The organism is Sphaerochaeta sp. (assembly GCF_050256055.1).
In the GTDB taxonomy this organism is placed as follows: domain Bacteria; phylum Spirochaetota; class Spirochaetia; order Sphaerochaetales; family Sphaerochaetaceae; genus Sphaerochaeta.
On sequence record NZ_JBFWIJ010000019.1, the window covers coordinates 22,346 to 45,361 of the forward strand.

Below are 23,016 nucleotides of genomic sequence, written 5' to 3' on the forward strand. Positions count from 1 at the left end.
AAAATTTTATCTAGTCGGGATTGTTCCCTTGTGCTATGATTCGATGCAAGAGGATTGAAATGGATAGTCTGTTGTTCCTTCTGGAGTCAAAACTGGACAACTTGCCGGAGTCAGAGCAAAAGGTAGCGCGATATATTTTGGATGAAAAGAAAAATGTAATCCATCAGAAGGTTGCTGATATCGCACGGGCTACCGGTGCAAGCACATCGGCGGTAATGAGACTATGCAGATCTCTTGGTATCCCGGGATTCCATGAGATGAAAATCATGTTGGCCAGGGATGTTTTTGTGGGAACCGAAACCAATGAGGCAATGGAAATCCAGGATCCGGCGGCTCTGAGTGAAGATGGACAATCGATAATATCCCATATAGGGCAGAGCAGTATTGAAAGTATCAAGGATTTGGAACGCATGGTCTCATTGCCGGAACTTGCAAAGACGGCTAAGCTTCTTGAAGAAGCGACGTATATCCATGCTTTCGGCATCGGGCTTTCCAACGGAATTGCCTTTGACTTTGCCCACAAAATGCAACGACTTGGACTTCTTTGCGGATATTATCAGGAAACCCAAATGCAAATGATTACCGCCACCAATATGAAACCAGGCATGGTGGGAATGGTTGTTTCGCATTCGGGAAATACTGATCAGATGGTACGCATCACGAAAACTATGAAGGAACGGGGTGTAACCGTAGTCACCATCACCGGGAACAGACTTGGTGATGTGGCGATGCTCAGCGATATTGTGCTTTTGGCCCCCCTTTCCGAACCTTTGAAGCGACAAGGCGCCAGTTCTTCTCGGATCAGCCAACTGGTGCTTATCGATATGTTGTTTTCCCGAATCATCAAGAACAAGCCGGATGAGTATATCCAAACAATCAAAAAAACCTATGCGGCGTATGATTAGGATGGTGAGCAAAGGGGGAGATGAAGTCCCGATGGTCGATATAGTGGTCTCAACCTTGATGTATGCCGAAACTAGAGATGCATATGTTTTATGTTTGGTCTAATTTTACATATTTTTTTTCGGATGCTGTGTTGCGGAATTCATAATTCTATACAAACACATTTGTGCATGAAATCTTGCTTTTTCTTCTGCATATTTTGAATTCTTAGCAATAATTGCTTCTAGCACCTCCATTCTTTCTGGAGCTGATTCATCAGGAAACAGTGGTATACTGTGTGTTACTTTACTAAAATTTTCAATGAGTGCAGAAATTGAAGTCGAATATTTGGCTAGCATAGGATTATCACAGAACTCACGAAGTGATGAAATAAATTTTAATCCGAATGCATGCATTTTCAATTCACGTTCTTTATCTTCTTGTATACTCATTATTTGGTTTAATTCGTCACGCATTCTTATAAAAGGTTCAACGGGCACATGTGGTTTGCAACAAAGATTTGCCATCATACCTTCGACTGCTTCTCTGGTTTCATACAGGTTACAGAGCTGAGTAAAATCTACAGACGCAACGAAAGCTCCTAGACGTGGTTTAATTATCACCACTTCTTCATCTTCCAGCTTATGTAAAGCTTCCCTAATGGGTGTCCTGCTCATATTTAGCGTAGCCGAGAGTACATTTTCAGGAAGTGGATCCCCTGGTTTGAATACCTGGTCTTTTATCAGGCGCTTGATTTCAAGGTATGCACTTTCACTTAATTTTGGCCGTTTCATGAATATATAAGTTTCCTTTTCCTAGGACATAGAATGGAGTAAAGATGCAAGAATTTCAAGAATAAAATACATGATGTGTACAAAATGTATAATTTTTTTTAATTCGCAAATACTCTGTATATAGCATGAGAAAAAAACTGTTGACAATTTTGTAAATACATAAATAGAATTACCTGTATACAACTTGAACTCAAATAGTACAATTGAGGTATTTTAATGAAAATTGTCAATTTACATGTACATGCTTATTCAGCTAATCATCGAACTCCGATTGCGAACGGGAAATACGCCTATGCTTCAACAGATATTGTGATTGTCAGTTTACACACTGATGATGGATATGAGGGATACGGGTGGGCTCATGGAACGAAGGTTGTCGTTGAGACTTTACTTAGTTTGAAAGAAAGGGTTATAGGTGAAGATCCTTTTAATGTTGAGCGTATTTGGGAGAAAATGTATCTACCCAAAGTGTATGGGAGGAAAGGCTTTGAGACACGAGCCATTAGTGCAATTGATATAGCTCTCTGGGACCTTAAAGGTAAAGTTGCAGGAAGATCCATCGGTCAGCTTTTGGGAGGATACCGAGACACTGTTCCTGCTTACATCGCGGGAGGGTATTACGAGAAAGGTAAGGGGTATGCTGGACTAAAGAAAGAGATGGAAGCGAATCTAGCGTCAGGCGCCAAAGCTATTAAAATGAAGATTGGTGGTGTTGGTATTGCAGAAGATTTGGACAGGATCGATGTTGTTCGTGATACGATAGGACCTAATATCAAAATCTTGGTAGATGCAAATAATGCCTATAATCGATTGGATGCACTTAAAATTGGTCGTGAACTTGACAAGCGAGATATTTATTGGTTTGAAGAACCCCTTTCTCCTGATGATATTGAAGGTTGTGCAGAACTCTGTCGGAAACTTGATACTCCTATTGCTATTGGTGAAAATGAATACACTCGTTGGGGCTTTAAACAGCTTATGGATGCTCACGCAGCACAAATCTATAATGCTGATGCTCAGGTCCTTGGCGGAATTACCGAGTGGAAAAAAGTAGCTGACTTGGCGATGGCTAACCATGTCATGATTGCGCCACATGGAGATCAAGAGATTCATGCCCAATTGGTTAGCGCAATCCCAAATGGCTTGATAGTTGAATACTATGATAATAATACAAATGCATTAAAGGAGGCGATGTTTCCTTCTTCACTCAGTCTAGATCCAGAAGGGAATGTTACTCCCTCAAAATCGCCTGGGTTGGGGATTCCTTTGGATTATGATCGGCTTGCATCTTTCTTAACTTTTGAAATGTGAAAATTCGCGGTTCGCCGCAATAAAAAAGGAGAGATATATGAAACGTTTTTCTATCATTACTTTGCTGCTGATGCTGCTTTGTACTTCGGTACTATTTGCAGCTGGAACTTCAGAAGCGGCAAAGGTACAGCCAACTCAGGAATTGACGGGTAAACTTACTATCTGGTCAATGTTGACACAAAGTGAACGTGCAACAGAATTTGAGAATTTGGCGACAGCTTATGAGAAGGACCATCCCGGTGTTGATGTTGAAATCACCGTCATGCCTTGGAGTGGGGCTATGGACAAAATTATGGCTTCCATAATGGCTGGGAATCCTCCTGATATTACAGTTACTGGTAACGGGTATCCTCAAACACTCTCGGCCACTGGTGGTCTGATGGAATTGTCAGATTTAGTGAATTCGATTGGAGGCAAGGACGCCTTTCTTGGAACCTCTCTGTCCGTATTAGGTTCTGCTGAAGACGGAGGTGTCTATTCTGTTCCTTTGTATGTTACTCCCTATGTAGCTTATTACAGAAAAAGTTGGCTTGCAGAGGCAGGTATAACAAAGCTACCAACAACGTGGGAAGAATACTACACAATGTGCAAGGCTGTTACGAACCCAGCGCAAAATCGCTATGGTTTTGGTATCCCGCTCGGCGACCTTCATGGATGGAAGACAATCTGGTCGATTCTTCAGACAAATGGAGTTGATTTGGTTCGGCAGAACGAGAAAGGCGAATGGATAGTTGATGTGAATACTGAAGATTACAAATCGATTGTCTGGACGTATGATTATCTTTACAGACTTATCAAGGATTGCTCTCCTGCAGGTACAGTCAGCTATACTCAAGCAAATGTCAGAGAATTGGTAGCAACTGGTAGCATAATGAGTCGAATTGATACACCAGAGATTTATTATAATGTCAAAGCTATGAATCCTGACGCAATGAATGATGTTGCATATTTTGAGATCCCCAAGCGCAAGCAGGGTGGTAGCGGTACTGGGTGGGTAGGTCTTTCGGTTACAGAGAAAGGAAACAAAGCATTGGCATCAGATTTTATAAAATATATCTTCACTGGTGATCGCTTAGTTGATTTCTTTGCGAGTTATCCTTATGCAATGTTCCCAGCCAAAGCTGACATTTTCTATTCCAAGAGTTATCAAGAGAAACTCCCTCCTGAACTCAAGGCGATGGTGCCTGATATGGCCTTGAATATTCTGAAGGATGCAAGTGGACTTACCATGGCTAATGGACCTTTCCCTGCAGCAGGTGAAGTTGAATCTAAAATGATTCTTGGAAATCCTTTGGCCAATATGTTCATCAAGGGCATTAGTGCTCAACAAGCTGCTGATGAACTAATTTCCGAATTGAAAGCGCTCCTGTAGGGGCTCAAGGGATATAGGTACATGAAAAACATGCGAACGTCACAGAGTCATACGATGGCAAAAAAGCAGAGCCGTGTTGGAATACTGCTATATGCTCCAGCCATAATTCTTATCCTCGCCATAGTAATCTATCCAATGATATATGCACTGCAAATGAGTGTTACCAATTATCGGCCTACTCTTGCAAAGGTTAGTATTGTTGGGATGAAGAACTATGTGATTCTACTCGAAGATATAAAGTTTTGGCAATCTCTAGGACGTTCGCTTGTTTTTACTTTTGGTTCTCTTATTCCCCAGATTGTTTTAGGTTTAGCTATGGCTTCCCTCCTTAACAATCCTCTTTTGAAATGGAAAATGTTATTTAGAGGCTTAGCTATTACGCCGTGGCTTATTCCTACTGTTGCCGTTGCAATGATCTTTCGATGGATGTTTCACGATCTCTACGGGATTATTAATTATCTTCTAGTCGATTTGGGGTTCATTGATTCTCCGAAGGCTTGGATAGCTCAGCAGGGAAGTGCTATGTTCCTGCTCGTTCTGGCAAATATTTGGCGAGGAACTCCTTTGATGATTACAATGTTTCTAGCTGGTTTGCAAGGAATTCCCTTGGAGCTATATGAATCTGCACAAGTGGATGGAGCTAATGCATGGTTCCAGTTTAGAAAAATTACATTGCCTTTGCTTATGCCTGTAGTTATGGTATCCGGTATTCTCCGATTCATTTGGACGTTTAATTTTTACGATTTACCTTGGGTTATGACTGGAGGCGGACCGTCTGAATCTACGCAGACAACACCAATTTATGCATTTAGAAAAGCCTTCTCCAGTTATCGAATGGGTGAAGGTTCCGCAATCACAATAGTCCTGTTTATTATTCTTGTAATATTCTCTATATCGTATTTTAAGATAAAGAAATATCAAGATAAAATATATAATTGACAAGGTAGATACAATGAACAAGAATATTAGAAAACGTAATGAAAGCATACTGGTTCATACATTAGCCATTATTTCTTTGCTTTTCATTCTCTTCCCAATTTACTGGTTGGTAATCAGTGCGTTGCAAAGTCCTCAAACAATTATCAGCATACCCCCATCCCTTCTCCCTCGTTCCTTTTCACTGTATTTCGTAAAGAAGGTGTTTGCAGAATTTGGTATTGGAAGATTCTTGGCAAATAGCATTTTTTTATCGTTGGGTTCAACATTACTTACTCTCATAATTGCTTGTTTTGCAGCTTTTAGTTACACCGCATATCGATATTCCCTAAAAGAAAGTTTCTCTAAACTTGTCCTATTTGTGTATATGTTTCCTCAGATCCTCATCATTATTCCAATATACTTACTCATGTCGAAAGTTGGACTCATCAACACATATGGTGGATTAATTCTTTGTTATATTGCATTTGAGCTCCCAATCTGTATTTGGACAATGCAATCATATTTTGCAACGATACCTAAGGATCTAATTGATGCTGCTGAGATTGATGGACTGAGAAGAATTAGTACGCTTTGGTATGTTTTTCTTCCGGTTGCCCTTCCTGGTCTTGCAGCCTCAGGGGTGATGACATTTATCGGAATCTGGAATAATTTCTTATTAGCAAATACATTGTTAATTGATGAAGCAAAAAAGACTCTTCCCGTAGTTATTGCAGATTTTGCTTCAAGGGATAGCATGATGCAAGGTGATGTCCTGGCTGCTTCATTGGTCGTCTGTATTCCTTCTTTTTTCTTCGCACTCTTTGCCCAAAAATATTTGGTTGGAGGATTAACTGCTGGTTCAGTAAAAGCATAGTGTATGAAAATAACAGATATCAAAACAAGACTTATTGATTCATTTATGTTTGTAGAGATTTATACGGATGAAGGTATAAAAGGCTTAGGCGAATCTGGTTCGTGGGCTTTCCTGGAAGCGTCTGCACAAGTTGTGGAAACTTTTAAAAGGTACTTGATCGGCCAAGATCCATTGCTTAGGGAACACCACTGGCAATATCTCTATCGTTGTTATCATTTCCGTGGGGCTGCAATAATGGGAGCTTTGTCTGCTGTTGATATTGCATTATGGGATATTGCAGGGAAATATTTTGGTGTGCCAGTGTACCAGCTTTTGGGAGGGAAGACCCGAGATTCTGTTCGTACTTATTACCATGTATTTGGGAAGAACAGAAAAGAGTTGGTCAACGGGTGTATACAAGCAAAAAAACTAGGTTTTACCGCAATTGGACATCTTACTCCCTTTGCCGATGAACCAAGAGAGGAACGCTACCAGAAGACATATGCAAACAAGATTGAAGATGCGATTGAAAGTGTTCGGAAATATCGAGAAGCCGTTGGAGACGAAGTTGATTTATGTATTGAAATACATAGGCAATTACCTTTGCATGAAGCAATAGCGCTAGCAAAAGGTATCGAGAGATTTCATCCTTTTTTTTATGAGGATCCAGTTCGACCAGACAATTTTGACCTTATGGCCCAGATTCAGGAAAATATACCCATCAGTATAGCTACAGGTGAACGTCTTCATTCCATTGAGGAGTTCACCATGTTGCTTCAACGAAAAGCATGCCATTTCATACGTCCGGATGTCTGTATGTGTGGGGGTATTACTCATACAAAAAAAATTGCAGCAGTAGCGGAGGGTTTTGGTGTCCAAGTTGTACCCCATAATCCACTTAGTCCTGTCAGTACGGCTGCTTGTGTTCAGATAGCTGCTGCAATTCCTAACTTCGCCATTCAAGAATTTCCTCTTGGCGAAGATTCTCTGCCCAAGAATGGCATTGTGAAAAGCTCATTGAAGATTGTTAATGGGTATATTCCCGTGCCCACGGTTCCAGGTATTGGCGTTGAATTATATGAGGATGCTCAAGAACGCTTTCCCTATAAACCAAGAGAATATACCACGCGATTACAGTCCGATGGATCTGTAATGGATCAGTGAGTGATAGATGAATCTCTAGGAGAAAACTTTATATGAATTTGCCAAGGACTTTTGAAGAGGTGAAAAATTCCGTATTACGAGAAGAGGGAGAAACATATCCAGGAAAATCTTTGGTTGATATGGAGTTAAGGCCTGGTTACGATAGAGCTAAAAATTCAATGATTGCTCACATGTTGGCAATCAATGAAGCTCATCTGTTGATGTTAATCAAACAAGAAATAATTACAAAAGAACAAGGTAGAGTGATCCTACATGGACTTGAAACAATTGATTACGATGTTTATAAACGTAGCAATTATTCTGGTGAGTATGAGGATTTATTTTTTGCAATTGAGTCTGAATTGATTCGTAGAACAAATGGGCTTGGCGGGAATCTTCATTTGGGGAGAAGTCGAAACGATATGTGCCTTTGCCTCTCTAGGATGGTCATCCGTGAAGATATGCTTGATCTCTTAAAGGAACTGATAAAGGTTCTTAACACCGTTTTGCGTTTTGCTCAAGCATATAAAGATTGTATATATGTAGTTCATACGCACACTCAGCATGCACAACCGAGTGTTTTGGGGCATTATTTTCTAGGTGTTTTTGAAATGCTTGTGAGAGATGTAAAACGATTAAAATCAGCATATAACCAAATCAACGAATCTCCTATGGGTGCTGCAGCAATAACAACGAGCGGATTCCCACTTGATAGAAAATTCGTGAGTGATCTTATTGGATGTGATAATTTTATTTACAATGCGTATGACGCAATAGGAAATGTAGATTTCTTTACTGAGACTTCAGCCGCAATAAGTCTTGCCGCTTTAAACCTCGGCCGAGTTGTCACAGACATGACTCTTTGGGCAACTGAAGAGCTACATATGATCAGGGTATCTGATGGATATATTTCAACTAGTTCAATTATGCCACAAAAGCGAAATCCAATAGCTCTCGAGCATCTTCGGTCGAACCTTTCCCTAACAAAGGGATTGGCTGATAGTATTCAGCTAGGATTCCTAAAATCTCCTTATGGAGATATCTCTGATTATGAGGATGCTGAAGAACCAATGGCGCAATCAATGAAACAGCTAAGAATGAACTACCACTTGTTCAGTGCAGTATTGGCAACTCTTGAAGTTGATGCATCAACATTGAGCACTCGAGCATATGAAAGTTTTTCTGTGGTGACTGAGATGGCAGATGAATTGTATCGACGATATCGAATACCTTTTAGGAAAGCTCATCACATCGTAGCATCTCTAGTCAAAGAGGCCGAGACAAAGAAAATTAATTTGAAACAAATAGATGAGAAACTCTTTTCTAGTGTATATGAGCGTACTATGGGCCTCTCATTTACTGGCGATTTTTCGAGCATTAGAGAGAGTTTGGATCCAAAACGTTTCATCGAGAAACGAGGAGTAGAGGGAGGAACTTCCTCAATGGCAATGAATAGTATGATAGAAAAAAACGAGAATTCATTGTTGGAAATACAAAAATGGTACGATGATCTTACTTCACGACTATTACAAGCCAATATGAATAGGAAGGAATTAGTACGTGAAATACTTGCAACCTGAGCATCATGTTGGAGATTACTTTCATCATCGACCAAACTTTAATATATTGCTTCTATAAAAGTGTTTATCCATGATAACATTAATTCTACTTCCCCGAGGATATTGAATTCCAAATTCATATTTTTTCTTTGCAAGTATTAAGCCCCTTGAGGATAGTTAATTGTCTCTTGTGGTAAATTTCTTTGCTTCCTGAGACTTGCCTCATTGGGGATAACACATCAGAATGCACCTATGAGTGAAGTCCCGATGGTCGATATAGTGGTCTCAACGTTTCTTTCCTTGCTAGCCATTGACAGCCCAAGCGGGAAGGAAGACGCAATACGGCAATTCGTGGTTGCTCAGCTTGCCAAGGAGAATATCCCCTTCATCCAGGATGCATTCGGCAACGTGTATGCATGGGTGAATTGCAGCGAGAAACCCCCGATTAGCTTTTCCTGCCATCTCGACACCGTGGACCTTGCCGTAGGGGTGAAACCGCTGTTTGAAGATGGTTTGATCAAAACCGACCATACCACCGCCTTGGGAGCCGACGACAAGCTGGGGGTGGCCATGGCCTTGACCCTCATGCAAAAGCGACACGAATTGGGACCGTTCGGCCTGCTGTTCACCGTCCAGGAAGAAGTCGGGTTGCAAGGTGCCAAACACCTCGGTCCGGAAATCCTCTCCCAGCTTGCATGTGTATTCGTGCTGGATACCGGAAAACCGGTAGGAACGATGATCATCAGAGCCCCTTGGAAGCTTGCAGTCACCATAGCATTCCATGGAAAGGCTGCACATGCAGGAATCGCCCCTGAAGAGGGATTGAGTGCCATATCCTTGGCAAGCAAAGCCATCAATTCCATGCAGTTGCTCAGGATCGACGACCAGACGACCGCCAACATCGGATCGTTGCATGCCCAAGGAAGTACCAACGTGGTATGTGACTATGCCGAACTGCACATGGAGATCCGAAGTTTGGAGAAACAGCGCGCATTCGCGCATCTTGAGCACGTACGCTCTTGTTGCAACCTTGCCTGTTCTGAAACCGGTGGGACCTTCGACGTATCTGAGACGCTCTCTTACGCCGGGTATCAGGTTGATGTTTCAAAAGCACGACAGCTGTTGAGAAAAGCCTGCAACCAAAGTGGCCTGGTCTGTACGGAAATTTCCACTGGTGGGGGAAGTGATGCAAACATCCTCCGGGAACAAGGCATTGACGCCGTCCTGCTGGGAATAGGATATGAAGGAGGGCATGGCGTGCATGAACAAGTGGGCTTGGAGGAGATCAAGAAGTTGGCCATACTGGTACACCATTTGGCAGAAGTGGGAGCATGCAGCAGGAATCAGTGATGAAACCACAAACGAAGCTCATTTTGGATTTGGATACCGGCATCGATGACTCGATCGCCTTGGTCTGTGCCGCCCTGCAGACGGATATGCACCTGTTGGGAGTAACCGGAACCTACGGGAATGTGACCACTGAAGAAGGGGTAAGAAATACCTTGGATGTCCTTTCCTTGGTGGGACGGGATGACGTGCCGGTGTATGCCGGTTGCACTCATGCCTTTGAGGAGGATGCCTATCTGCCCGAAGCAGTCAGTCGACGCATCCATGGCGCAAACGGCGTGGGGCAGGTAGTCCTGCCTCGTGCAATGCGCGAAGCAGAATCGGAGCACGCTGTTGATTTCCTCATCCGCTCCATGGTGCAGTACGGCTCTTCCTTGACTCTGGTCACCACCGGACCCTGTACCAATCTAGCCACCGCGATCAGGACCGAGCCCTCACTCCGGTCCTGGAAGGGCAGGGTGGTGATGATGGGAGGCGCTCTCACCGTCCGGGGCAACGTGACACATTTTGCGGAAGCGAACATCATCAAGGACCCGGAGGCTGCAAAGTTGGTCCTCGAAAGCGGATTGGATGTGACCATGGTAGGACTGGACGTGACGATGCGCTCCCGTCTGACGATGGATGACGTGAGGCGGTGGCGAAGCAACGGCACCGCATACGGGCCCTATCTTGCCGATATGCTTGCCTATTACATTGCCAATACGCTGGGAAGTGAGGAAACCTACATCCACGACCCTAGTGCACTGGCATGTGCCCTGCATCCCGAATACTTTACGATGCTTGCGCTCTTCCTGACGGTGGAGACTGAAGGTGTGGACCGGGGAAGAACCCTCGTTGACCACAGGAAAATCCGGGAAACAGATCCCCTGTCCAAAGTATGCATCGATGTTGATGCCCCCAAGGTTGAATCTTGGCTCGGTTCCCTCATGTAGCATCCAATCGACATGCTCCTACTCCTTTCTGTGTGATGGTGTATTGCATCGCTGGATGGCTTGGACCATAAACTTCAAAAATCTTTGCAAATGTACTTGTCTCTTTGCATGCTCTTTCGTATTGTTACCCATGTAAATTAATAAAGACTTATTAGTTAAGGATGCAACTAAATGGAAGACAGTACATTGAAGGAGCAATTGATCCATGCATTGCTGCGATTCAAGAAATTGGGGATGACCTTTCCCGCCGATTATCATGTGAATGTCGGAGAGTTCTTTGTGATGAAGAACTTGGAGAAAGGGCATCTATGCCCAGAGGGTCCGATGAATGTTTCGGATATCCATCACAACCTGCATGTGACCAAGCCGGCCATCTCCCAGATGCTGAATTCCTTGGAGAAAAAAGGGTATGTAAGCCGGGCGATCGACCCGACCGATCGGCGTAGGATTTCCGTCACCTTGACGGAGGAAGGAAGCAAGGTGCTGAAAGCAGTCAAACAGTATATGGACCAAACGCTTGAGATGACCATTACCCGGTTTGGTGAGGATAATGTCCGTGAGCTTATTTCCTTGTTCACCTTGCTTGTGGATATTTCAGAGGATGTGCAGGCACAAGCCATGTCTGCATACAGGAAGGGAGAAAACCTAATTGACTAAATTGGCAAACTATCTGAAGCCATTTTCCGTTGGATTGATCATGGCGGTCATTTTGTTGGCGGCCCAGGTGGTAAGCAACCTGAGTCTGCCCAATTACATGTCGGACATCGTGAATGTCGGCATCCAGCAGAACGGAGTCACCCATGCAGCTCCGCCGGCCATCAGTGAGAAGGGCATGGCGCTGATGACCACGTTCATGGATGCATCGGAGAAACAAGCATTCACTCAAAATTATGCGCTGAAAGCGGTGACTGATCTGAATGAGAAAGGTGTCAGCTACCAGAGCCTGTATCCAAAGGCTGGTGGTTCCCTCTATATACGACAGGCTGTGGATGCACAGACCCAGCAGACGCTTGACCAAGCATTCGGGACTGCGGCCATGACCATGGTGACCTTGCTGCAGGACATGGCTTCCAAGAGCGGGAGCACCGCCAATGCATCGGCCATGGGTATGCAGCAGATGGACAGCTCAGCACTCTACCAAGTGGCACAGATGATCGGTTCCGTACCGCCTTCAGTCATTTCCGATGCCCATGCAAAGGCACTGGAAAAAGATTCTTCCTTTTTGAAACAGAGCGGTATTGTCCTTTCCAAGGTCTTTTTAGGGGAACTGGGAGTCGACATGACCCACCTGCAGACTTCATATATCCTCAGGATCGGAATGATCATGCTCATCGTCACCCTGCTCGGTGGTGTGGCAACCATCCTGGTGAGCTTCTTATCCTCCCGAATAGCAAGTGCGGTGGCGAGGGACCTGCGCAAGGATGTCTTTGCACGGATTGAAACTTTCACCAATGCCGAGTTCGACCAATTCTCCACCGCTTCCTTGATAACCCGCTGTACGAATGACGTCATGCAGATCCAACGATTCCTCACCATGGGCATCAGGATGATCGCCTACGCACCCATCATGGGATTGGGCAGTGTATTGATGGCTATCGACAAATCCGTGTCGATGAGCTGGATCATCGCCGTAGCCTGTCTGGTACTCATCGGCCTGATCATGGTGCTGATGTCGGTCGTCATGCCCAAGTTCAAGGTCATCCAGAATCTGGTCGACCGCTTGAACCTGGTTTCCCGAGAGAATCTGAGCGGACTGATGGTCATCCGGGCATTCGGTACCCAGGAATATGAGAAGCAGCGGTTTGCCCGTGCCAATGATGATCTGACCGAAACCAACTTGTTTGTGAATCGGATCATGTCGTTGATGATGCCGTTGATGACCCTGATCATGAACGGGGTCACCTTGACCATCGTCTGGGTCGGTGCCCATCAGATCGCCGAATCGGCGTTGCAGGTCGGGGACATGATGGCCTTCATGCAATATGCCATGCAGATCATCCTCGCCTTCCTGATGCTTTCCTTCATGTTCGTCATGGTACCTCGTGCGATGGTCTCCGCAAATCGTATCGCTGAAGTTCTGGAGACCGGCATTTCCATCAAGGATCCCGCGCAGGCCAAGCCGTTCAACGAGGATCGGAAGGGATATGTGGAATTCAATCATGTGAATTTCCGCTACCACAATGCAGAGGAAGATGCCCTGAGTGATATCACCTTTACAGCAAAACCGGGTGAGATGACGGCGATCATCGGCTCGACCGGGTCGGGAAAATCCACGATCGCCAATATGATCCTCCGTTTCTATGACGTCAGTGCCGGAGAAATTCTGGTCGACGGGGTGGATGTCCGGCAGGTACGGCAGCATGATCTGCGAGAGAAAATCGGGTACATCCCACAGAAGGGGATGCTCTTCTCCGGGACCATCGCCTCAAATCTGCGCTATGGAAAACAAGATGCCACAGACGAAGAGATCGAACAGGCCGCACATGTGGCGCAGGCCATGGAATTCATCGACGAGAAACCCGATCGATTCAATACGGCAATCTCCCAGGGGGGCGTGAATGTATCGGGAGGACAGAAACAACGTCTGGCGATCGCCCGTGCATTGATCAAGAAGCCGGAGATTTTTGTATTCGACGACAGCTTCTCCGCCTTGGATTACAAGACGGATGTAGCGTTGAGAAAAGCTTTGAAGGGATCCACCGGAGCGAGCACACTGATAGTCATCGCCCAGCGGGTAAGTACGATCAAACAAGCCCAACAGATCATTGTGCTGGACAAGGGAAGAATCGTCGGCAAGGGAACGCACGAACAACTGTTGAAGACCTGTGAACCCTATTATGAGATTGCGTCTTCGCAACTTTCTCAGGAGGAACTGGCATGAGCCAAGAACATACTACACCGAAAAGCACGCCGCAGCGGGGACCTATGGGCCCTCGGGGTGGCCATGGGATGATGATGCCGGGGGAGAAGGCCAAAGATTTCTCCGGCTCCATGGCAAAATTGATTGCCTATCTGGGAGTCTATAAATGGGCCATCCTCTTTGTATGGGTATTGGCCATCGTCTCCACAATTTTTACCATCTTGGGACCGAAACTGCTGGGAAAGGCAACTGATGAGCTGTTTTCCGGCATTATGGCCAAGTTGGCCGGAAGCGGAGCGGTGAACTTTGGCAAGATTGGAGAGATCATCGTTTGGTTGATCGGCCTGTATGCCGTCAGCGCGTTGTTTTCCTATTTGCAGGGGTATGTGATGGCTGGTGTATCCGCCAAACTTACGTTCCGCTTGCGCAAGGATATCAGCGAGAAGATGCATGTGCTCCCGTTCTCCTACTATGACAAGACCACCCATGGTGAGGTTCTGAGCAGGATCACCAACGATGTCGATACGATCAACCAGACGCTGAACCAGAGCATGACTCAGATTATCACTTCAGTGACGACCCTACTCGGTATCGTGGTGATGATGCTTACCATCAGCTGGCAGTTGACCTTGGTCGCTTTGTGCATCCTTCCGGTCTCCCTGCTGGTGGTCATGCTGATCATCAAGAAATCCCAAACGCATTTCAAGAATCAGCAGAACTATCTGGGAAACGTCAACGGACATGTGGAGGAAATGCTTTCCAGCCATGTGGTCGTCAAATCATTCAACGGGGAACAGAAGTCGTTGGAAACCTTCAACACGATGAATGACAATCTGTACAAGTCGGCTTGGAAGGCCAACTTCCTTTCCGGTCTGATGATGCCCATCATCACCTTCATCGGCAACTTCGCCTATGTGGCGATCTGTATCTTCGGCGGGTATCTGGCGGTCAAGGGACGGATGACCGTTGGGGGAATCCAGGCGTTCATCCAGTATGTCAGGACCTTCACCCAGCCCATCACCCAGATTGCCAACATCTCCAATGTGCTGCAGCTCACCGCAGCCGCCACCGAGCGGGTGTTCGAGTTCCTCGGAGAAGAAGAGGAAGTTGCCGACGCTCCTGACGCATTGACGGTTCAGCAGGACGACCATGGTTCTTTGCCGACCGATGTACAGGTGGAAGGCACCGTACAGTTCAACGATGTCTCCTTTGGCTATGAAAAGGAGAAGATCGTCATCCACGATTTCAACGCAACGGTAAAACCGGGGCAGAAGATCGCCATCGTCGGTCCTACCGGAGCTGGGAAGACGACCATCGTCAAGCTGTTGATGCGGTTCTATGACGTGAATCAGGGATCGATCACGATCGACGGGAATTCCATACAGGTGTTCAAGCGTGATGCGCTGCGTTCACTGTTCGGCATGGTGCTTCAGGATACCTGGTTGTTCAACGGGACGATCGCCGACAACATCAGGTACGGGAAACTGGATGCCACCGAGGAGCAAGTCATTCGGGCGGCCCAAACAGCCCAAGTGGACCATTTCGTACGTACGCTGCCCGAGGGGTACCATATGATCCTCAACGAGGAGGCGAACAACATTTCCCAGGGACAGAAGCAGCTGCTCACCATCGCCAGGGCCATCTTGGCCGATCCTGAGATTCTGATTCTTGACGAGGCGACCAGCAGTGTCGATACCCGTACGGAAATCCTGATCCAGAAGGCTATGGATAACCTGATGAAGGGGAGGACGAGCTTCGTCATCGCCCACCGGTTGTCCACCATCCGTAATGCAGATTTGATTCTGGTGATGCAGGACGGTGATATTGTCGAGCAAGGTACGCATGATGTGTTGATCAAGCGCAATGGTGCGTATGCCGCATTGTACAACAGCCAGTTCGAAGCAGCCGTCTGATCATACTCTGCTTGGCAAGGTCTTCTGAAAACGCTTTGCCAAGCAGGCCTTGCTGCCATTTTTTCTGGTGGTTGCCTACAGTTCAGTGTATCATCTTCTCTTGAGGAGCCGCGCTCTGTATGGAAGCAACCAAGGAAACTCCAGCCTTTTTGGAACTCAGGGAGGTCAGTAAGACCTATATGCCGACGAAAACCCAACGCATACAAGCGGTGGAACGGGTATCGTTTCGTGTGGGAAGGGGGGAGTTTGTTACGCTCATCGGACCCTCGGGGTGTGGCAAGAGCACGACGCTCAGGATGATCGCGGGGTTTCTCAAACCTACCAGTGGGGATATTCTTCTGGATGGAGTTTCCATTACGTCCTTGGGTCCCGACCAACGGAACATCCCCATGGTGTTTCAGAATTATGCGTTGTTTCCGCACCTCAATGTATTTGAGAATATTGCCTATGGGCTGAAAGCCCGGAATCTTAGCGCAGATGCCATTGCCCATGATGTGGCGATGATGTGCCAGATGCTGAATCTGGTAGGAATCGAAACCCGATTCCCTGATGAATTATCCGATGGACAGCAACAGCGTGTCTCCCTTGCCCGAGCGCTTGTGTTGAAACCCAAGATCCTTCTGTTCGATGAACCCTTATCCAACCTTGATGCCCGACTTCGGATCCAAACACGTGCAGAGATCAAACGGATGCAGCAAATTCTGAAAATCACCGTCTTGTATGTGACCCATGACCAAATGGAAGCGTTGAGTATCCCGGACCGAGTATTGGTCATGCACAAAGGCCGCGTCGTTCAGCAAGGCAGGCCCAGGGAAATCTACAACGATCCCAAAACTCCCTTCGTCGCCGATTTCATCGGGAATGCAAACTTCTATGATGCATACGTGGTGTCGGTTCAAGCTGACTTCGTCCAGGTTTCCCTGCATGACAGGGAATTCAATATTCCGCTCAGCCATTGTGATCACCTGCCCACCAAGGATGAGATCGTATTACTCTCCATCCATCCCATCACCATCACGTTGGGTGATGCTGTTGCGCAGTTGGCGGAAAATCAGTATCGAGCTACCGTTGAGCAGTGCCTGTTCAATGGCCAATCCTTTGAATACACTACTACCTTCGGAGATACCACCATCAGGGTATTGCATCCCAATCTGCAAGGCAGTGCCTTGGAATATGCAGTGGGGGAATCGGTGGTGCTGACCTTTCATCCTCAGACCTTTCATATCTATTCAATCAAGGGGTAGGGATATGCAACGGACGTACAAACAGGTGCCGATGCTCGATGTGCTGGTGGCAGTTGGTGAACACTTTCTGCTGATTCTCCTGTTGCGTATCATTGTCGATCCATTGGTTACCCTCTGTTTCGCCCTTGTGTATGTCACCCTTCGGTATACCTACACGAAACATGGCTTGGTGCTGGATATGGTGATTTTGCTGCTCGGCCCCCTGTCTCTGGCCTTGTTTTCTTCCTTGCCTTTTTTCCCCACCGTTGTCCTGCTGTATCTTGGTGCTTCTCTGGCATACCTTCTGCGTTACCGCCATGCTTTGGCCCGTATGCTTCACCTGTTCCCCCAAAAGGAATCCTCGCTTACCAAGGAAGCCCACCAGATGATGCTAGCTACCCTTGCCCACGAGATCCGTACCCCTCTGACGATCATGCAGACCACTGAGAATGTTTTGATGCAGCAAATACCGGGTCCCTTGAATCCTCGACAGAAGAAGTTCATGGAATCCATCTACATCAATACCCAACGGCTGATCACCTTCTCCGAAAATATGCTGACTCTGCTCAAGCTTGAACGGGATTGGAAACCGGACCTTTCTACCACAATCGATTTGAAGAACGTAATCAGACAAGTGTCCCAAAGCATGGAACCGATGTTGGAGAGCAAAGGTCAGCATATCAAAGTCAGCTTTCCCTCATTGCTCTCCCACCCGAAAGCCGATGAAGCGTGGATTCGCCAGGTATTGATCAACTTGGTGCACAATGCATCGAAGCATACCGACGAACACGGGTTCATCCTCATTTCCGTTACGCAGGATGAATCGCAGGTTGTGGTAACCGTTACGGACAACGGGCATGGGTTGTTGGGAGGTCAGAGAGAGACACTGTTCAAAGAGTTCTATCAGGAAAATCAGGATTTGAAAGAATATCAGGATGGATTTGGTCTGGGACTGGCGATAGTTCGCATGATCATCGAACGGCATCATGGACAAGTCTATATCACCAGCTCAAAACAGTTGGGCACCATGGTCTCGTTCAATTTGCCAGCAAAGGAGATGCAATGAAGCGAAGGATTTTGATTGTTGACGACGAACCTGACATTCTGGATGTGCTGGCGTTTGTACTGGAGGATGCCGGGTATGAAACCATGACTGTAGCACGAGGGGATGAGGTGTTGCCCTTGGTGAACCATTGGGTGCCTGATCTGGTCATTCTGGATATCGGCCTGCCTGGATTGAGTGGATTGGAAGTTTGTCCTGCATTGGTTGATTTGGATATCCCGGTTTTGGTTCTGAGTTCGCATGACCGTGACGACCAAATCGTGGAAGGATTGGAAGTCGGGGCTGAGGACTACGTATCAAAACCCTTCAACTTAAAGGAACTGTTGCTTCGCATCGAGAAAATCATCAGACGGACTAAAACGGCGGAACCTTCCTTGCCGACAATCACCATTGGGGATCTGCAGGTTGATCTGCGTACCCATATGGTTCGGGTGGAAGGGGAAGCCGTGAATCTGACCCCCACCGAATACAAGATTGTGGAGGTATTGGCCAAACATGCGCATACTCCGGTTTCAAGCGGGTTCCTACTCAAGGAAATCTGGAATTCCGAAGATTGGTTGCAAGGTCCGGAGATGGTGAAGGTGAATATCAGCAGGGTTCGCAAGAAATTGGAAAAAGATCCAGCCAATCCTCGTTATCTGCTCAATCGTTGGGGGTATGGGTACCTATTGACGGATGCAATGCTCGACGGCATCTGAGATTGTTACGGATTTGTAACTTGCGTGGTCAAGGATCCGGACACAGACTGAAAAGGACGATGGGGGGGATGGACCGCCCTGTCAATTCTCACCGTTCTGAAAAAGGGAGGAACGTTATGAACAAACTGCAAAAAGTTGTGTCTGTGCTGGTCTTGATCGCTTTGTGTGCACTGCCCTTGTCTGCTGCCGGCGTCCAAGAACAAACCAAAACAGGTGGTACACTGAATGTGTATTCCATCATGCCGGAAAAGTATGCTACCAAGATATTCGAGGAGTTCACCAAGGATACCGGTATCACGGTGAATTTTGTTCGGCTTTCTTCTGGTGAAGCACTTGCCAGAATCATCGCAGAGAAAGCCAATCCCCAGGTGGATGCCCTGTGGGGTGGTCCGGCTGATACCTATGAAGCAGGCGTCTTGGAGGGGGTGTTTGACACCTATGTACCAGCAGAGGCCGACAAGATTCCCGCACAATTCAAATCTGCGAATGGCTACTGGACCGGTATCGGGGTCATCCCTCTTACATTCATGAGTAATGCAGCCTTCCTCAAGGAGAAAGGACTGAAAGCACCGACCAGTTGGTATGATCTGCTGGATCCTGCTTATCGGAACAGCCTGCAGATGGCCGATGCCCGTACCAGCGGGACGGCAACCGAACGCATCTACTCGTTGGTGAAGGTGATGGGAGAGGACGAGGCGTTTGCCTACCAGAAGAAACTGCATCAGAACATCCAGCTTTACACCAAAGGCGGAGCCGGTGGAGCCATGCCGGTGGCAACCGGTCAGGCTGGGGCTGGTATTTTCTACATCGTCGATGCCTTGGATATCCAGCAACAAGGATATGATTTGGTCATCTCCTATCCGAAGGAAGGCGTAACCTATGGTGTCGAAGCTTCGGGCATTATCAAGGGAGCAAAGAATCTGCAATCAGCGAAGGCCTTGATGGATTGGGCATCTTCAAAGAGATTGGGCGAGGTCATGGTTGCGAACTTGATCAACTACATTCCTACCCGCCCGGATGTAACCGTAACCAATCCGGCTTTGGATATGTCGCAGGTGAAGTTGCTTGAGGCTGATATTGCTTGGAAGGGTGAAAACAGGACCCGGCTCGTCGAGCGTTGGGTTGCGGATGTCATCCAGCAGTAACAAAGGTGGAAAGAGGGGTTCGCCATCGGCGATCCCCTCCCGTTCCCCGGTATAAAGGAACAAGTCATGTCTGATTCCAATGGGTACCGTCACAAACGAGCATCAATGATGAAAACCGATCCGGCTTTGTTTTCCGCCTTGGTCGCTGTATGGCTTTCATTCGCCGTATTCATCTTCCTGCCGTTGTTGCGTCTTTTGGCAACCACATTCGTAGTGGACGGTGCCGTTTCGTTTTCCAATATGCGCAAGGTATTCTCCACCGGCTACAATGTGAAGGCATTGTACGGTAGTTTGGTCCTTGCCACTTCGGTCAGTATTTCAGGGACGTTTCTTGGGTATCTGTTTGCCTTGGCGGTAACCCGTACCTCGCTTCCCAAGCCCTTGAAGGCGTTGGTAAGTGCAATCACCATTCTGCCTTTGATTTCTCCTCCGTTTACCAGCAGCATCTCCCTGACCTTGGCCCTCGGTCCGAACGGCATGTTGCTTAAAGCCTTGGGCATCGGGGATTTCTCCATCTATGGTTTTCTCGGAACATGGATTTCCGAAACCTTGACCTATTTTCCCGTGGCATTCATGGTGATCACCGCCATTCTCAATACCATGAGTGCGACCTTGGACGATGCCGCCCTTTCCTTGGGCGCTTCCCGTTGGCGGATGTTCGGCACCATCACCATCCCGCTTTCCCTTCCTGGTATCGGCAATTCCATTTTATTGCTCTTTGGCGCCAGCCTCGCGGACTTCGCCACTCCCTTGATCCTGGGTGGGCACTCGTTTCCCGTCCTGCCCACTGAGGCATATTTGTTGATCACCGGGATGTTCGACTTGAAGGGAGGTGCCACCCTTTCCTTCCTGTTGCTGGTTCCGGCTTTGGTTGTGTTTGTTTTGCAACGACTGCTCTTGGGCAAGAAAAGTTTTGTTTCGGTCACCGGTAAAAACGGGGCACGTACCGAGTTCGCCAAACTTCCCCACACACTGAATATTATTTTGGTCGTGGTGTGCTCGTTCGTCGTGGTGTTCATTCTCTATCTGTACGCAATTATTCTCTGGGGTTCCTTTGTGAAGGTCTGGAGTGTCAATAATTCATTTACCTTTGAACATTATGCATATGTTTTCAAACATGGACGGAAAGCCATTTCCGATACTCTCTTGATCGCCCTGCTCTCCACGGTGATAGGGTCGTTACTTGCGGTCGTTATTGGGTATATGACCCAACGCAAACAGTTCTTTGGAAAACGGTTCCTTGAATTCAGCAGCATGCTCAACTATGCGCTTCCCGGGACGGTGGTTGGTATCGCCTATATCATCGCCTTCAATCAGAAGCCTATTTTGTTGACCGGAACATTGTCCATCTTGGTAGCCGCTTATGTGTTCAGATACTATGCAACCGGGATTCGTTCGGTCATTGCTTCCTTGCAACAGATAGATCCGGCACTCGAGGAGGCTTCTTTGAGTCTGGGAGCTGGATCGGTCTATACCTTTACCCATGTGACGATTCCGTTGATCATCCCCGCCGTTCTGGCTGGTATGCGGTATTTGTTCATCCATTGCATGACGGCCATCAGTGCAACCATTTTCTTGGTTTCCGTGCATTGGACGTTGTTGACGACCAGAATCCTGGAAAGCATGACCGAACTGCAGTTCTCCCAGGCATCGGCGTTCTCCATCGTCTTGATTGTCATCGTCTTTCTGGCGGATGCCTTGATGCTTTTCCTGCTTCGGCTCTCCACCTCCAAATTCCATAGACCCCAGGAGATTTCCTATGAAAAAATCGGCGCTTGAACTTCGTGATGTAACCAAGGTATTTCAGAAAGGACGGGAAAACGTGCGGGCAGTGGATACGGTGAATCTTATTGTCGAGGAAGGGGAGTTGGTGACCTTTCTCGGGCCTTCAGGTTGTGGAAAGACGACGACCCTGCGTATGGTTGCCGGATTCGAACTTCCCAGTTCAGGTTCCATCACTGTCAAAGGTCAGGATATAACCAATACTCCGGTGAACAAGCGGGAGATAGGGTTTGTATTTCAGAATTATGCTTTGTTTCCCCATATGAGCGTATACAACAATGTGGCGTATGGCTTGAAAGCCCGAGGAGAGAAGGAGAGCGAAATCCGGCCGAAGGTTATTTCAGCACTGCAGTTGGTCGGATTGGAGAATACCGAAAACCGATACCCCAGCCAACTTTCCGGTGGTGAGCAGCAGCGGGTCGCTTTGGCTCGGGTTATCGTCATGGAACCAACGTTGTTATTGATGGACGAACCGCTCTCCAACCTTGATGCAAAGCTTCGGCTGCATATGCGCACGGAGATTCGTAAGCTGCAGAAGAAACTGGGTATCACCTGCCTGTATGTAACCCATGACCAAAGTGAGGCACTGACGATGGCTGACCGGATTGTAGTCATGAACAAGGGCAAGGTTGAGCAGATCGGGACTCCTTTTGAGATTTACAGTAATCCGCAGTCGCTCTTTGTAGCCGACTTCATCGGACAGGCGAACATCATTTCCCTCGAGGTAGCAACTATCGGGGAAGATACGCTGACTTCGTTGATTCCCGGAGGTGGTTCGTATACTGCCCGTGCATTGCATCCCGATACGTACCAAGATGGGGCCGAATTATACCAAGTCGGGAAATCGGCTTCCTTGATCATCCGCCCGGAGAGCATTCTGGTGGAAGATCCAAATACGGAAGCGGGACGATTTCCTGCTGAGGTACAGTCCTCGATATTCGTCGGAAGCCATATCGAGTATGAGCTGTTGCTGCAGAACAAAGTAATGGTAAAAGCCTCAGTACCCTTTGCTACCGGGATGCAGATTTTTGCAGAAGGAGCCTCTGTTTCTCTCTGCTTTGATCCATCCAATGCAGCGTTTCTTCCCTCTTGAAGCGTAGGCTTGAACGTTCTTCATCCTCTTATCCTTGATTATCTTCGGGTAATCGTATGTATAGGCATGCGGTTACCCGTTTCTTTGTTCGTGCCATGGGAATGTAAAACGAAAGTAGGCATCGGTTT

Annotated in this window: 19 protein-coding genes; 18 read left to right on the top strand and 1 reads right to left on the bottom strand. The window is 47.0% G+C overall.

Annotated elements, in window-relative coordinates; genetic code table 11:
• Positions 1-59: 59 nt before the first annotated feature.
• Positions 60-905 carry a MurR/RpiR family transcriptional regulator gene (locus AB7C91_RS08740; RefSeq protein ID WP_428590670.1) on the top strand — a complete coding sequence of 282 codons (846 nt, stop codon included), beginning with the start codon at positions 60-62 and terminating at the stop codon, positions 903-905.
• 105 nt (positions 906-1,010) lie between these two features.
• Here AB7C91_RS08740 and AB7C91_RS08745 read toward each other — a convergent pair whose 3' ends face one another.
• On the bottom strand, positions 1,011-1,676 hold the full coding sequence (locus AB7C91_RS08745) for a GntR family transcriptional regulator (RefSeq protein WP_428590673.1): 666 nt from the start codon (positions 1,674-1,676) through the stop codon (positions 1,011-1,013).
• A gap of 216 nt (positions 1,677-1,892) precedes the next feature.
• Between AB7C91_RS08745 and AB7C91_RS08750 the strand changes: the two genes are divergently transcribed.
• The 17 genes from AB7C91_RS08750 to AB7C91_RS08830 all read left to right on the top strand — a co-directional run bounded on the left by AB7C91_RS08750 (position 1,893) and on the right by AB7C91_RS08830 (position 22,888).
• Positions 1,893-2,987 carry a mandelate racemase/muconate lactonizing enzyme family protein gene (locus AB7C91_RS08750; protein ID WP_428590676.1) on the top strand — a complete coding sequence of 365 codons (1,095 nt, stop codon included), beginning with the start codon at positions 1,893-1,895 and terminating at the stop codon, positions 2,985-2,987.
• A gap of 37 nt (positions 2,988-3,024) precedes the next feature.
• Positions 3,025-4,359, top strand: coding sequence for an ABC transporter substrate-binding protein (locus AB7C91_RS08755; RefSeq protein WP_428590679.1), 1,335 nt, complete (start codon positions 3,025-3,027; stop codon positions 4,357-4,359).
• A gap of 54 nt (positions 4,360-4,413) precedes the next feature.
• The gene (locus tag AB7C91_RS08760) at positions 4,414-5,298 is read left to right on the top strand and encodes a carbohydrate ABC transporter permease (RefSeq protein ID WP_428590681.1); all 885 of its coding nucleotides are present in this window, start codon (positions 4,414-4,416) and stop codon (positions 5,296-5,298) included.
• Positions 5,299-5,311: 13 nt separating this feature from the next.
• On the top strand, positions 5,312-6,151 hold the full coding sequence (locus AB7C91_RS08765) for a carbohydrate ABC transporter permease (RefSeq protein ID WP_428590684.1): 840 nt from the start codon (positions 5,312-5,314) through the stop codon (positions 6,149-6,151).
• 3 nt (positions 6,152-6,154) lie between these two features.
• Entirely contained in the window at positions 6,155-7,294 is a 1,140-nt protein-coding gene (locus tag AB7C91_RS08770) for a mandelate racemase/muconate lactonizing enzyme family protein (RefSeq protein WP_428590687.1), read from the top strand.
• Between the two features lie 32 nt (positions 7,295-7,326).
• Positions 7,327-8,853, top strand: a complete 1,527-nt coding sequence (gene argH / locus AB7C91_RS08775) for an argininosuccinate lyase (protein ID WP_428590690.1) — start codon at positions 7,327-7,329, stop codon at positions 8,851-8,853.
• A 231-nt stretch (positions 8,854-9,084) separates the two neighbouring features.
• Positions 9,085-10,182: a M20/M25/M40 family metallo-hydrolase gene (locus tag AB7C91_RS08780; RefSeq protein ID WP_332445817.1), complete on the top strand. Its 1,098-nt coding sequence runs from the start codon at positions 9,085-9,087 to the stop codon at positions 10,180-10,182.
• Positions 10,182-11,111: a nucleoside hydrolase gene (locus AB7C91_RS08785; protein WP_332445818.1), complete on the top strand. Its 930-nt coding sequence runs from the start codon at positions 10,182-10,184 to the stop codon at positions 11,109-11,111. Before AB7C91_RS08780 ends, AB7C91_RS08785 begins: the two co-directional genes overlap by 1 nt.
• Before the next feature lie 171 nt (positions 11,112-11,282).
• Entirely contained in the window at positions 11,283-11,768 is a 486-nt protein-coding gene (locus tag AB7C91_RS08790; protein WP_332445819.1) for a MarR family transcriptional regulator, read from the top strand.
• Entirely contained in the window at positions 11,761-13,992 is a 2,232-nt protein-coding gene (locus AB7C91_RS08795; RefSeq protein WP_428590695.1) for an ABC transporter ATP-binding protein, read from the top strand. Before AB7C91_RS08790 ends, AB7C91_RS08795 begins: the two co-directional genes overlap by 8 nt.
• Entirely contained in the window at positions 13,989-15,884 is a 1,896-nt protein-coding gene (locus AB7C91_RS08800) for an ABC transporter ATP-binding protein (protein ID WP_428590698.1), read from the top strand. Before AB7C91_RS08795 ends, AB7C91_RS08800 begins: the two co-directional genes overlap by 4 nt.
• Positions 15,885-16,003: 119 nt before the next feature.
• The gene (locus tag AB7C91_RS08805; protein WP_428590701.1) at positions 16,004-17,128 is read left to right on the top strand and encodes an ABC transporter ATP-binding protein; all 1,125 of its coding nucleotides are present in this window, start codon (positions 16,004-16,006) and stop codon (positions 17,126-17,128) included.
• 4 nt (positions 17,129-17,132) lie between these two features.
• On the top strand, positions 17,133-18,173 hold the full coding sequence (locus AB7C91_RS08810; protein ID WP_428590704.1) for a sensor histidine kinase: 1,041 nt from the start codon (positions 17,133-17,135) through the stop codon (positions 18,171-18,173).
• Positions 18,170-18,868 carry a response regulator transcription factor gene (locus AB7C91_RS08815; RefSeq protein WP_332445824.1) on the top strand — a complete coding sequence of 233 codons (699 nt, stop codon included), beginning with the start codon at positions 18,170-18,172 and terminating at the stop codon, positions 18,866-18,868. The genes AB7C91_RS08810 and AB7C91_RS08815 overlap by 4 nt, the downstream gene beginning before the upstream one ends.
• A gap of 116 nt (positions 18,869-18,984) precedes the next feature.
• Positions 18,985-20,013: an ABC transporter substrate-binding protein gene (locus AB7C91_RS08820; RefSeq protein WP_332445825.1), complete on the top strand. Its 1,029-nt coding sequence runs from the start codon at positions 18,985-18,987 to the stop codon at positions 20,011-20,013.
• A gap of 66 nt (positions 20,014-20,079) precedes the next feature.
• Positions 20,080-21,792, top strand: a complete 1,713-nt coding sequence (locus AB7C91_RS08825; RefSeq protein ID WP_428590709.1) for an ABC transporter permease — start codon at positions 20,080-20,082, stop codon at positions 21,790-21,792.
• Positions 21,773-22,888: an ABC transporter ATP-binding protein gene (locus tag AB7C91_RS08830; protein ID WP_428590712.1), complete on the top strand. Its 1,116-nt coding sequence runs from the start codon at positions 21,773-21,775 to the stop codon at positions 22,886-22,888. Before AB7C91_RS08825 ends, AB7C91_RS08830 begins: the two co-directional genes overlap by 20 nt.
• Positions 22,889-23,016 lie beyond the last annotated feature (128 nt).